The organism is Desulfobacula sp., from assembly GCF_014237455.1.
Lineage (GTDB): Bacteria > Desulfobacterota > Desulfobacteria > Desulfobacterales > Desulfobacteraceae > Desulfobacula.
The window spans coordinates 40443-53132 of record NZ_JABZFL010000089.1; the positions used below are offsets into that span (position 1 = coordinate 40443).

The window sequence follows — 12690 nt, forward strand, 5'->3', positions numbered from 1 at the left end:
ATTAATAGTATTACAATGTAACTATAAATCAGCTATGTTAAGTAACTATATTTAAAATAAAGAAACCATGTCAAGAAAAAAGTTTGTTTCGGAAAATAAAAAAGAAGCTCATATTGTTGACATGTCAACCAATTATAAAAATAAATTATAAAAATAAATTCTTGACGTGTAGCTGTAATGTATCTATAAAGCATCTAAGTAATAGCTAAAATATACTATTGTTGTATGGTTACTTTGCAAACAGGGGTTTAACATCATGGCGATTGACGATGAAAAAAGTGACAGATTTGAAGAAAATTACTTTCGCACCAAGGTGAAATTTGAAATCTATGGCGAAGAAATTATCGAAAAAACTGTTAATTCAAGCGGTAATAGTGGAAGGGTTTATTTGCCGCCTGAATGGATCGGCACAAAAGTCAAAGTGGTGAAATGTTAATATAATTTAATATAATAAGGAGTATGAGATGGCGAATATACCGGACAAAATTCAGACCTGGCAAATGGTGACCCCATTTAGAAAAGACAGGGAAACAGGTGAAGTCACCCCTGGTAAACTTGAAAAGACACAGATCGATGTACCGGAACTGAAACCGGGAGAGGTTCTGGTTGAAGTGGCAGGCTGCGGTGTCTGCCATACAGACCTTGGATATTATTATTATGGCGTTCCCACAGTAAACAAACCTCCTTTAACATTGGGACATGAAATTTCCGGAACTGTTGTGGCTGCCGCAGATGATGCAGGTTCCTGGAACGGGAAAGAAGTGATCATTCCTGCTGTTATGCCATGTCGCCAGTGCTACCTTTGCAAGACAGGCAGGGGAAACCGATGTCTTGCCCAGAAGATGCCGGGCAACAGCATGGGGATTTATGGAGGAAACTCAAGCCATATTCCTGTTCCTGCCATTGATCTTTGCGAAGTTAAAGATCGTGGAAATATTCCTCTTGAAAAACTGGCTGTTGTGGCAGATGCAGCAACAACTCCTTTTCAGGCGGCAAAGCGTGCGGATATCCAGGTGGGAGATAATACCATTGTTATCGGGGTTGGCGGTGTAGGACAATACATGGTTCAGATACTTAAAGCCCTGGGTGCGGCAACTGTCGTTGCTATTGATATCGACCAGGAACGCCTTGATACTATGCTGAAAAACGGAGCTGATTTTGCTGTCAATTCCATGGGTAAAACCACCAGAGAAGTTTCAGGGGAAGTTAAAGCCTTTAGAAAAGAAAATGGACTTGTTTCCACCGGATGGAAGATATTTGAAGTCTCAGGTTCAAAGCCCGGCCAGGAACTGGGACTTGCCCTTTTAAGCTTTACAGGCAAAATGATAGTCGTGGGTTATGGCCCGCACAAGGTCGAATATTCCATTTCAAGACTTATGGCATTTGATGCAGAACTCATTGGAACCTGGGGATGCCTGCCTGAATACTATCCATCCGTACTGAGCATGATCACCAGCGGAAAAATTAATTTTGAAGAATTTGTCCAGACAAGACCCATGAGCACCATTGCCCAAAGTTATGATGAAGCCCATAAAAAATCACCAGATCAGAGAATTGTACTTATCCCTGATTTTTAATAATTTTTAAAGGATGATAAAGATGAAATTAGAAGGACGAAAAGCCATCGTTACCGGTGGAAGCCGCGGAATCGGAAGAGCCATTGCCCTGATGTATGCAAAGGAAGGTGCAGACATTCTGGTAAACTACCATTCCAATGATGCTGCTGCTAAAGAGACTGTGGGGGAAATTGAAAAATTGGGCCGTAAAGCTGTTGCTGTGGCGGCGGATGTTGCCAGTTATGAAAGTGCACAGAATATGGTTGAAGAATGCGTGAAACAGCTGGGCGGAGTTGATATTGTTGTCAATAATGCCGGGGTTTCCAAACCCTCCATGCTGCTTAAAATGAAGGAAGAAGACTGGGATGCCATCATTGATATCCATTTAAAAGCAGCCTTTAATACAACACAGGCGGCAGGCCGCCATATGAAAGAACAAAAATCCGGCAAAATTATTAATGTTATCTCCACAGCGGGTATTTTCGGAACCGTCGGTCAGATTAACTATGCGTCTGCAAAAGCCGGTATCATAGGATTTACAAAATCAGCCTCCCGTGAACTTGGCAGATATGGAATCAATGTAAATGTAATTTGCCCGGGGATTACCAAAACAGAAATGACCGGAAAACTTCAGACGGATGAGAAACTCAAAAAAATCTATGAAGGCAGAATTCAGCTGGGCAGATTTGCAGAACCTGAAGAGATTGCCCCTGCATTTGTATTCCTTGCTTCTGATGATGCAAGTTATATCACAGGACAGGTGCTGGGTGTTGACGGCGGATACATTGGATAAATAAATATATTATATGAGGAGGTAAATATGGCTCTAGAGTGGATGCCAAGAGAAAACGAAGTTAAGGATCATTCCTTGCACAGAAATCCCCATTGGGGAACGGAAGCACCATGCGCTATGTATGAGAAAAAACCATTAACAGATCCAAAAGGAAATATTACAGAAAAATTGTTTGTTGCATGGATTACCTTAAATAACCCAAGACAGTTTAATTCTTATACCACAGATATGGTAAAGGGTGTAATTGCAGGTTTTGAAAATGCTTCTCTTGACAGAAGTGTTGTTGCCGTAGTTTTTACCGGCACAGGCCCCTATGCATTCTGCACGGGTGGAAATACAAAAGAATATTCAGAATTTTATTCAAAAAGATGTGATGAATATGGTCAGTACATGGAGCTGTTCAACCACATGGTTGATTCCATTCTGGCCTGCAAAAAACCAGTTGTCTGCCGGGTGAACGGCATGAGAGTTGCCGGCGGCCAGGAAATCGGTCTGGCATGTGATATTGCCATATCTTCCGACCTTGCCATTTTCGGCCAGGCAGGCCCAAGACACGGTTCAGCACCTGCCGGCGGATCTTCGGATTTCCTCCCCTGGTTCCTGACTGCTGAAGATGCCATGTGGAACTGCGTATCCTGCGAGATGTGGTCTTCATATAAAATGAAACAAAAAGGGATGCTTTCCAAGGTTGTTCCTGTTCTTAAAATAGACGGTGAATGGGTGAGAAATCCCACCATTATCACTGACAAATATCTTGAAGACGGTGAGATCGTTTACGGCGAATATAAATCCGGACAGGACTTTAAAGACGGCCGGGCCATTCTCAAACAACATCAGGCCAATGCTGATTTTGAACTTCTTGATAAAGAAGTCAACAATGTGATCTGGAAGTTTGCCAACCTGTTCCCGGGATGCCTGATTAAATCCATTGACGGTATCCGTCAGAAAAAGAAATTTTTCTGGGATACCATGAAAAATGATCACAGACATTGGCTTGCCGCCAATATGTCCGGGGAAGCATTCCTTGGATTTGGTGCATTCAATACCAAGAAAATTACGGGTCAGGATACAATCGATTTTATAAAATTTCGCCAGAACGTTGCCGATTCCAAGCTGTGGGATGATGAAATGTTCGCCAGTGTAATGGGCAAACCCCAGGAATAACGTTGAGATAAAAAACATAGTATCAATAATAATTGATACATAAGCTGGCGTGAGTATTTATATCTTCTATGGGGGTTTTTAAAACCCCCATTTTTCTTCTTGACACATAGTTATTATGTAGCTTATATATAATCACATTGTATTGGACGGCGCAGGTAATTTTTGTATCACCAAGAGTGATTTTGTATCCGGTATTAAAGGCTTAACAGGCTTTGAACGGATGGTATATATTGTTGAAACAATAATTTATATCACTGGTTCAGGTAATATAGAAGGGGAATAAAAAATGAGGTATGCAGAGACGGGATTTAATTTGGAAATTGATTTAACCCGAGGAAACATTGAGAAGGTCGCAACCGACCCAAGAGATACCGAGCTTTATCTGGGGGGTCTAGGGACTAATGCCAAGATATTATGGGACAGGGTTGGACCTGAAGTTGAAGCCTTTGATCCCGAGAATCTTTTAATTTTTGGTGCCGGTCTTTTGTGTGGTACTCCTGCTACTGGTTGTAATCGTACCATTGTCACTACCATTTCTCCCCAGACCAAGTTAATGGCATTTTCAATGATGGGGGGATTTTGGGCACCGGAATTGAAATATGCCGGTTATGACAAAGTGATCCTTCGCGGTAAGTCATCTGATCTGGTTTATTTGTATATAAATAATGACACAGTAGAAATACGATCTGCTTCTCATTTGAGGGGTAAAGGTGCTCTTGAAACTGCGGAACTTCTTCGCAAGGAGTTGAATGAGCCCAAAGCCCAGGTGGCTGCTATCGGTATGGCGGGTGAAAACAGAGTATTTTATGCTTCTGTTGAGCAGGGCAGGTCCAGTGCCAGCCGGGGCGGTATCGGTGCTGTTATGGGAGATAAAGGGGTAAAAGCTATTGTAGTCCGCGGAACAAAAGATATTAATGTTGCTGATCCTGAAAAATATATAGAACTTTGCAATGAAGTTCTGGAATATATAAAATTTAGAGAAGAGAACCCAATTCCAGGGGTTATGGCCATTTTGTCCAGATTAGGGTCACCCCAGGAGATGGCTGTCCATGATGAAAAATGGCACACTGAAAATTTTTCATGGGGAAATTCTCGTACCCGTAGAAAAGGTTTTTGGACAGAGGAGGTTGCAAAGGAGTGGGAAGAGACGCTGGAAAGCGCCCGTACACGCCTGATCTCTTGTTATAATTGCCCCATGAAATGCGGGGCAACACTTTCTTTGCCCGGACTACCCACATACATGATGAAATGCTTTACAAAACTTACCTATACAATGGGAGCCTTCTCAAACCTGGATTTTGGTTTAAGAATTGCTCAGAAAGCTACGGAATATGGCTTGGATGGGTACTCAACTCCCCAGGTTATGGCCTTTGCTCTTGAGCTTTTAGAAGATGGGATTTTGACGGATAAAGATTTCCCGGATATGCCGGAAGACACCGAGGGAAGATTTTACTATCTGCTTGACAAAATTGTCCGGCGGGAAGGAATAGGGGATGTTCTGGCAAATGGTACCCATTGGGCAGCCGAAGAGATAGGTAACGGTGCTGAGGAATACGCCCATAATAATATTAAGAAGGTTGAGCAGTTACCTCTTAAATTGTTTATGATGAATCCGATTTATTATCTGATGTATTGTACGGGCGAGAAAATGAATATTACACAGATTGAAGGACAATTTCCCCAGGCGCCTTTCCCAAAAAGAGAGCATAGAGAAAAGTTTGTAAAGGACTGGTTCCAGGTTCCGGATGAAAAATTCAAGCAATATTTTCTGGATTGGGAAATGAGGGGAGAAGAAAATGTAACTCCTTTTTATCCAACTATTGAAATGACTTGTGAGATTGTTGACTGGCAGGAAAAAATGCACTACATTGATGACGCTCTCGGCATGTGTGCCGGTCTTTCTTCATTTCACCTTAAACCTCCCTATCATATGCACAATTTCCCAAAATTTATCACCGCAGGTGCAGGCATAGAAATGGATCAGGACAAACTGACTAAAGCTGCCAAGCGTTATCGAAACTTAGTTAGAGCCAACAATATAAGAAGAGGTATGAGAAGAAAAGATGAAGTACCACCTACTGATCATTGGAAGAGAAGATTTCCTGAGCTTGAAAAGGAACTCTTAGATACGTATTACCAATATAAAGGGTGGAACAATGATGGTATTCCGACTAAAGAGTCCTTACATGACTTAGGTTTGGATTACGTGGCCGAAGATTTTATAAAAAGAGGAATCTTGACGGACGGCGAAGATGCTTCTTCTAAATAGGCAATGGCTGAAAAAGAAAAAAATAGAGTGGAGGGCATGAATCTTGACTGTTGATAAAATTGATAAAGAAAAGAAAATAATTAAGACAATAAGAATTGATGTTGATAAATGCAATGGCTGCCGGGCATGTGAAGTCATCTGCTCCGCCTTTCACGCTACACCCAAATATAGCAGCAATAATCCGGCAAGGTCTCGTATTCGGATTATTCGTGATCCTTTAAGAGATATATATATTCCTGTATATGCGGGTGAGTATACTGTAGCTGAATGTGCCGGCAGAGACAAGTACACGATTGACGGAAAAGAATACGATGAGTGTGCATTTTGCAGGGCTTCCTGTCCATCCAGGGACGAGTTCAAAGAACCTGATTCCGGCTTGCCTCTAAAATGTGATATGTGTGAGGGCGAAGATGAGCCCTTGTGTGTTAAGTGGTGCCATGCTGAGGCCCTGATTTATGAAGAAAGGGAAGAGGAAACCATCCCGGAAGATTCCGAAGAGCAGGAGGACATGGAGATCGGCTTGGAATCATTGGCAGACAAATATGGATTACAGACGATAATGGATGCTCTATCCCGAATGTCTGAGAAGGACTGAATCAATGGAAACTATAGCCCCCTTCATAGAAGTAATAGATGAGATAAAAGAGGCCGGCGGAGATATCTTTAAATTATGTTTCCAGTGCGGACTCTGCGATTCGGTTTGCCCGTGGAACAAGGTTCGACCCTTTAGTATGCGCAAGCTGATCCGGGAGGCGGCCTTTGGTTTAACCGAGATAGAAGGTGAAGACTTATGGCGTTGCACCACCTGCGGGACCTGCCCTGATCAGTGTCCTAGAGGTGTCAAGCAGATAGATATCAGCGTGGCTCTCAGAAGAGTGGCCACGGAATATGAAATTTTTCCGGCATCTGTCAAGCCTGTCCGTACGGCAAGAGCCAGCCTGATTTCTGAAGGTAATCCCCTGCAGGGGGATCGAAAAAAGCGCTCTGACTGGGCAAAAGATTTGTCTGTAAAAACATATACTGAAGGAATGGAAGTCTTATATTTTGTTGGCTGCTATCTTTCCTATGACCCGAGAATGAAAAGGGTCGCCACAGCCACAGCCAATATTCTGAACAAAGCAGGAGTGGATTTTGGGATCTTGGGTTCCCAGGAAAACTGCTGCGGTGAAAGCATCCGAAAAACAGGCAGTGAAGAAGTATTCAAAAATCTGGCTAAAGAAAACATCAAAACCTTTATCGATAATGGCGTAAAAAAGGTCATTGTTTCTTCTCCCCATTGCTTTCACACGTTTAAAAACGAATATCCCGAATTTATGGTAAACTTTGAGGTTGTTCATATGTCCCAATACCTGCTTGAGCTGATAAATGAGGGACGGCTTGAACTGACAGGAGAATTCCCGAAAAAAATAACCTACCATGATCCTTGTTACCTGGGCCGTCATAATAATGTATATGATGAACCCCGAGATCTTTTAAAAAAGGTGGCAGGGCTTAAATTGGTTGAAATGGAGGCTTCCCGCAAAAACAGTCTGTGCTGCGGTGGCGGCGGTGGCAGGATATGGATGGATACGCCCCAGGAAGAAAGGTTTTCAGATTTAAGGTTGAAACAGGCCAAAGAGACCGGTGCCCAAGTCCTGGCAACAGCCTGTCCATATTGTATTACTAACTTTGAAGAAAGTCGCCTGAATCTTGAGTATGAAGATGTTCTGGAGGTCAAAGACATTACGGAAATTATCAGTGAAATGATATGATGAGGAGATAGAAAGTGGGAAACGACGTATTGCCGATAGAAAAAGTACAGGAATTTTCTGAAAGTCTTGTTTCTAAAAATATGGGAGATAAAAATTTTGGAGACGTAATGGTTGTTGGCGGAGGAGTCAGCGGTATTCAGGCCTCTCTTGATCTTGCCACTGCCGGTTTCAAGGTTTACCTGGTAGAGAAAGGACCAAGCATTGGCGGCCATATGGCCCAGCTTGACAAGACCTTTCCCACCAACGACTGCTCGATGTGAATTCTCTCTCCTAAACTGGTCGAGGTCGGCCGGCATCCAAACATAGAGGTTTTGACATTTACTGAAGTAGAGCGTTTAGAAGGGGAAAAAGGTGACTTTCAGGTCACATTGAAAACAAGGCCCCGATATATTATTGAGGAATTATGCACGGGATGTACCACCTGTGTAGAATACTGCCCGGTTCACTATCCTGATCCATTTAACCAGGAGATATCCATGAACAAAGCAGTTCATGTATACTTCTCCCAGGCTATTCCCCTTGTTTCATATATTGATGACAGCTGCCTTAGACTAAAAGAGGACAAATGTGATATTTGTTCAAGTGTATGTCAGACAGGTGCCATAGATTTCAGACAAGTGCCTAAGAAAACAGATATCAATGTCGGCGCGATTATTCTGTCTTCCGGTATTACTCCGTTTGATCCTTCTGCCAGGGAAGAATACGGGTATACCAAATATCAGAACGTGGTCACCAGTATGGACTATGAACGGCTCTTATCCTCCACCGGTCCGTATGAAGGTGAGGTAAAAAGGACGTCTGACAAGGAACATCCCAAAAAAATAGCCTGGATTCAATGCGTTGGTTCAAGAAGGGTGACCGAAGGGGATAACAGCTATTGTTCAGGCGTTTGCTGTACCTATACCCAGAAACAGGTGATTTTGACAAAACACCATTATGAAGATGCCGAGTGCACCATATTTCATAATGATATTCGTTCTTTTGGTAAGGATTTTGAACGCTTTTTTCAAAGAGCGGAACAATTGCCCGGTGTTGAATTCATTAGAAGCTACGCATCCATCGAAAAAGAGATCCCTGAAAGCCAAAATGTTGTTGTCAGATATGCGACGGCAGACGATGGCGTCAAATCGGAGGAATTCGATATGGTGGTTCTCTCTGTTGGATTGAATCCGCCAAAGGCGTATAAGGAAATATCAGAAAAATTTGGAATCGATCTTAATTCACACGGATTTGCCAAATCAGATTCTTCCAATCCCATCAAAACCAACAGGCCCGGGATCTTTGTCAGTGGTGCTTTCCAGGGCCCGACTGATATTCCTGAATCCGTCTTTACCGCCAGCGGGGCCGGCGCACAGACGGGTGAACTCCTTAACTACAGACGGGGGAAGCTGGCCAAAGAAAGAATATACCCGGAAGAAAGGAATGTCTCCAACGAAGAACCAAAGATAGGCGTTTTTGTCTGTCATTGCGGGGCAAATATTTCAAGTGTCGTCAATGTTCCTTCCACAGTTGAGTATGCTTTAACCTTACCCAATGTTGTGTATGCTACGGAGCAGATCTTTTCATGTGCGACCAATTCTGCCCAGGAAATAACAGAACTGGCATTGGAAAAAGGGTTCAATCGTGTGGTGATTGCCGCCTGTTCCCCCAGAACCCTTGAACCCTTGTTCCATGACACCTTAAGAGAGGCCGGGTTGAATCAATATTACCTTGATATGGCCAATATCCGGGAACATTGTTCCTGGGTTCATGCCAAGCAAAAGGATGAGGCCACCCAAAAGGCACATGATATCGTCAGGATGTCAGTTGCAAGGGCGGCCCGACTGGAATCCTTACAGGAATTTGATCTGCCGGTAAACAAGGCGGCTCTGGTGGTTGGCGGCGGAATTGGCGGTATGACTACCGCTCTCTCCATTGCCAAACAGGGCCATGAAGTACACCTTGTGGAAAAGAATAAAGACCTGGGCGGCATGGCCAGAAGACTTCACACCACCCTGGAAGGTCTGGATGTTCAGACCTATCTTGACAATTTGATTCGTGAGGTCTATCTAAATCCCCTGATCCATGTGTCCCATGAGGCGGTTATCAAGGAAGTTGACGGTTATCTCGGAAACTTCACTACAACTATTGAAACCGAAGGGCGGATAAAAGAGATTAAACACGGGGCATCGGTTCTGGCCATTGGTGCTGAGGAATATAAACCCACCGAATACCTGTACGGGCAGAATAAAAACGTGTTCACCCATATGGAGCTGGGAGAAGAGATTGCCAAAAGCAATGAAACCGTCCTCAATGCCGAAACCCTGGTTATGATTCAGTGTGTGGGCAGCCGGAATGAGGAAAGAAATTATTGTTCAAGGGTATGCTGTAGTCATGCGGTCAAAAATGCCCTTCATCTGAAAAAACTCAATCCGGAAATGAGAATATATGTCTTGTTCCGCGATGTTAGAACCTATGGATTCAGAGAGGATTCGTACAGGGAAGCCATGGAGCAGGGGGTTCAATTTATACGGTATACCCCGGAAGACGCTCCCCAGGTTGAAGAAGCCAAAGAAGGCGGCAAAGATGTGATAAGGGTTACCGTGCCCGATCCGATTTTGGGCCAGAGGCTGGAATTGGATGCTGATGTCCTTTCTCTTGCTGCGGCCGTTATCCCGGCAGACTCTACTGCTGAAATGGCCGGTATGTTCAAAGCAGCGCTAAGTGAGGACCAGTATTTCAAGGAAGCCCATGTCAAGCTTAAGCCCGTTGAATTTGCAACGGACGGTGTATTTCTTTGCGGAACAGCCCATTATCCCAAGCATATTCCGGAAACCATCAACCAGGCTTATGGTGCTGCCGGAAGGGCATTGACTCTTCTGGCGAAAGATACGGTGACCACTTCAGGGACCGTCGCCAGAATCAATTATAAAACATGCGTAGGCTGCCAGACGTGTATGCCCCTATGTCCTTACGAGGCGATATCGTACAATAGTGAAAAACGGGTCTGCGTGGTGAATCAGATTTTGTGCAAGGGATGCGGGACCTGTGCTTCTGCCTGTCCGTGTCATAGTGCAAATCTTCTGGGATATAAACCTGAGCAGATATTGGCCCAGGTAGGGGCGGCGTGATTTAGGATTAATGAAGAACATTTATATAAGGAAAGAAGCCAATGAGCGACACTAATTTTGAACCCTATATCATCTCATTTCTTTGCAATTGGTGAGCGTATGCCGCTGCTGACCTGGCTGGGGTTAGTCGTATGCAGTATCCGCCAAATATGCGGGTTATCCGGGTCACGTGTTCCGGGAGCGTGTCTCCCCATCATGTGCTGAAGGCGTTTCAACAGGGAGTGGACGGTGTTTTTGTGGGTGGTTGACACAAGGGCGAATGCAATTACCTGTATGGTAATTATTCTGCTGAGAAACGGGTGACCATTCTGTCCCAGATGCTTGATTTCTGCGGCATAGAAAAACAGAGACTTCGGGCAAGGTGGGTATCCTCTGTCGAAGCACCGGAGTATATTGAAGAGATCAACGATTTTGTTGGTGTCTTGAAAAAACTGGGGCCCTCACCATTGAAAAACGAACAAGCCAAGGTGCTTGCTTAGAATAAGGTGTGTTTATGATTGATCAAGTGAAACAAAAAATCAATGAGCTTTTTTCTGAAGGGTCTGTAAAAGGCGTTGTGGCCCTTGCCCATGTCAGTGGTCATGTGACCCCTTGTCTGTTCCAGAAGGGGGATGACCTTCAAGGGCTTAGCCTTGGTGACCTGCAAACATCCGGGGATGCAAGATATCCTTTGAACAAAGTTCTGATCACCATTGCAAGACAATACCCGGATGATGTGTTCGGAATCCTGGTCCGGGGCTGTGATGAAAGAGGGCTTTATGCCCTTTACCGGCTGAAACAGCTTGAACCGGATAAGGTTGTTCCCATCGGAATTTGTTGCCCTCAATCCCTTGCCCTTCAGTGTGAATGCAAAAAACCCTATCCTGATGAAATAATAGCTGGAGAAAAATTAGAAGGCGTTTTGCAAAAGCATGTACAGGATGTTGAAGATATGGATCGTTCAGAACGATTTTCCTTCTGGAAGGGTCAGTTTTTAAAATGTGTCAAGTGCTACGGATGCAGGGATATCTGTCCCATGTGTTTTTGCAGGGAATGCAGCCTTGAATGCGAGGATCTGGTATCAAAAGGCAGTCTCCCGGTTGATATCCCGGTATTCCACCTGACACGGGCCATGCATATGGCAGACCGATGTATTGACTGCGGGCTGTGTGATGAAGCCTGTCCTTCGGATATTCCCTTACGGCTTTTATACAAAAAAATAGCTGGGATTATGAATACTGAATTCGGATATACATCCGGGATCAATAAAAATGAAAAATCACCTTTGAGCTTAATGGGTCCTGAGCCTGAAAAGTAAAAAGGTTTTAATAAAGAGGAAAGAGAATGGAATACAGGAATACGCTTACAACCTGCACCTATTGCGGATGTGGATGCAACCTTTTTCTTGAGTCCCTTGACGGCAGGCTGACGGGCACAATCCCCTGCAAGACCTTTCCGGTAAATGAAGGCAGGCTCTGTATCAAAGGATGGAACGGCCATCAGTTTGTTCAATCCGAAAAAAGGTTGAAAAAACCGTTGATGAGAAAAAACGGGGAACTCACAGAGGTTTCCTGGGATGAAGCCCTTGATTTTGCCGCATCAAAACTCAAAGAGATAAAACAAGCCAGTGGTCCGGATTCAGTGGGGATTTTTACCTCTGCCAAAGTGACCAATGAAGAAAATTATCTCATGCAGAAATTTGCAAGAGCAGCCATCGGGACAAATAATATTGACCATTGCGCAAGGCTGTGACATTCCTCCACTGTGGCAGGTCTTGCCGCATCTTTTGGCAGTGGTTCAATGACAAACGCAATATCTGAACTTGAAGAGTCAGATGCAATTTTTATTATCGGGTCCAACACAGCAACTTCCCATCCTTTGGTGGCCACACGGATTTTCAGAGCCATTGAAAAAGGGGCAAAAGTGCTTGTGGCAGATCCCAGGAAGAATCAGATTGCCGATCTTGCCGATCTCTATGTCCGTCATAAGCCTGGAACGGATGTAGCCCTGCTCAATGGGATAATGAAAGTGATTCTTGATCAAGAACTTGAAGACAAGGACTTTATTG

At 44.0% G+C, this 12690-nt stretch carries 11 protein-coding genes; all 11 read left to right on the forward strand.

Annotated features, from left to right (window positions below; genetic code table 11):
* The first annotated feature begins 256 nt into the window (after positions 1 to 256).
* The gene (locus HGJ91_RS12910; protein ID WP_291348224.1) at positions 257 to 436 is read left to right on the forward strand and encodes a DUF2080 family transposase-associated protein; all 180 of its coding nucleotides are present in this window, start codon (positions 257 to 259) and stop codon (positions 434 to 436) included.
* A gap of 28 nt (positions 437 to 464) precedes the next feature.
* Entirely contained in the window at positions 465 to 1577 is a 1113-nt protein-coding gene (had, locus tag HGJ91_RS12915) for a 6-hydroxycyclohex-1-ene-1-carbonyl-CoA dehydrogenase (protein WP_291348225.1), read from the forward strand.
* A 22-nt stretch (positions 1578 to 1599) separates the two neighbouring features.
* Entirely contained in the window at positions 1600 to 2349 is a 750-nt protein-coding gene (locus HGJ91_RS12920; RefSeq protein ID WP_291348226.1) for an SDR family NAD(P)-dependent oxidoreductase, read from the forward strand.
* 27 nt (positions 2350 to 2376) lie between these two features.
* A complete protein-coding gene (oah, locus tag HGJ91_RS12925) occupies positions 2377 to 3513 on the forward strand; it encodes a 6-oxocyclohex-1-ene-1-carbonyl-CoA hydratase (protein WP_291348228.1) in 1137 nt (378 codons plus the stop codon).
* 286 nt (positions 3514 to 3799) lie between these two features.
* A complete protein-coding gene (locus HGJ91_RS12930; RefSeq protein WP_291348229.1) occupies positions 3800 to 5782 on the forward strand; it encodes an aldehyde ferredoxin oxidoreductase N-terminal domain-containing protein in 1983 nt (660 codons plus the stop codon).
* A gap of 43 nt (positions 5783 to 5825) precedes the next feature.
* Positions 5826 to 6377, forward strand: coding sequence for a (4Fe-4S)-binding protein (locus HGJ91_RS12935; protein WP_291348230.1), 552 nt, complete (start codon positions 5826 to 5828; stop codon positions 6375 to 6377).
* A 4-nt stretch (positions 6378 to 6381) separates the two neighbouring features.
* Positions 6382 to 7533: a (Fe-S)-binding protein gene (locus tag HGJ91_RS12940; protein WP_291348231.1), complete on the forward strand. Its 1152-nt coding sequence runs from the start codon at positions 6382 to 6384 to the stop codon at positions 7531 to 7533.
* Between the two features lie 80 nt (positions 7534 to 7613).
* Positions 7614 to 10643 (forward strand): CoB--CoM heterodisulfide reductase iron-sulfur subunit A family protein, encoded by a 3030-nt coding sequence (locus HGJ91_RS12945; protein WP_291348235.1) that lies wholly within the window; start codon positions 7614 to 7616, stop codon positions 10641 to 10643.
* Between the two features lie 41 nt (positions 10644 to 10684).
* Entirely contained in the window at positions 10685 to 11122 is a 438-nt protein-coding gene (locus HGJ91_RS12950) for a hydrogenase iron-sulfur subunit (protein WP_291348232.1), read from the forward strand.
* A gap of 14 nt (positions 11123 to 11136) precedes the next feature.
* Positions 11137 to 11940 (forward strand): 4Fe-4S binding protein, encoded by an 804-nt coding sequence (locus tag HGJ91_RS12955; RefSeq protein ID WP_291348233.1) that lies wholly within the window; start codon positions 11137 to 11139, stop codon positions 11938 to 11940.
* A 26-nt stretch (positions 11941 to 11966) separates the two neighbouring features.
* Positions 11967 to 12690 (forward strand): molybdopterin-dependent oxidoreductase (locus HGJ91_RS12960; RefSeq protein ID WP_291348234.1); only part of this gene is annotated, 724 nt, incomplete at its 3' end.

What these genes read in the sequence shown, in the direction of transcription:
- HGJ91_RS12930 (WP_291348229.1), top strand. Translation starts at nt 3,800, where the DNA reads ATGAGGTATGCAGAGACGGGATTTAATTTGGAAATTGATTTAACCCGA.
- HGJ91_RS12955 (WP_291348233.1), top strand. Translation starts at nt 11,137, where the DNA reads ATGATTGATCAAGTGAAACAAAAAATCAATGAGCTTTTTTCTGAAGGG.
- HGJ91_RS12910 (WP_291348224.1), top strand. Translation starts at nt 257, where the DNA reads ATGGCGATTGACGATGAAAAAAGTGACAGATTTGAAGAAAATTACTTT.
- HGJ91_RS12920 (WP_291348226.1), top strand. Translation starts at nt 1,600, where the DNA reads ATGAAATTAGAAGGACGAAAAGCCATCGTTACCGGTGGAAGCCGCGGA.
- oah (WP_291348228.1), top strand. Translation starts at nt 2,377, where the DNA reads ATGGCTCTAGAGTGGATGCCAAGAGAAAACGAAGTTAAGGATCATTCC.
- had (WP_291348225.1), top strand. Translation starts at nt 465, where the DNA reads ATGGCGAATATACCGGACAAAATTCAGACCTGGCAAATGGTGACCCCA.
- HGJ91_RS12940 (WP_291348231.1), top strand. Translation starts at nt 6,382, where the DNA reads ATGGAAACTATAGCCCCCTTCATAGAAGTAATAGATGAGATAAAAGAG.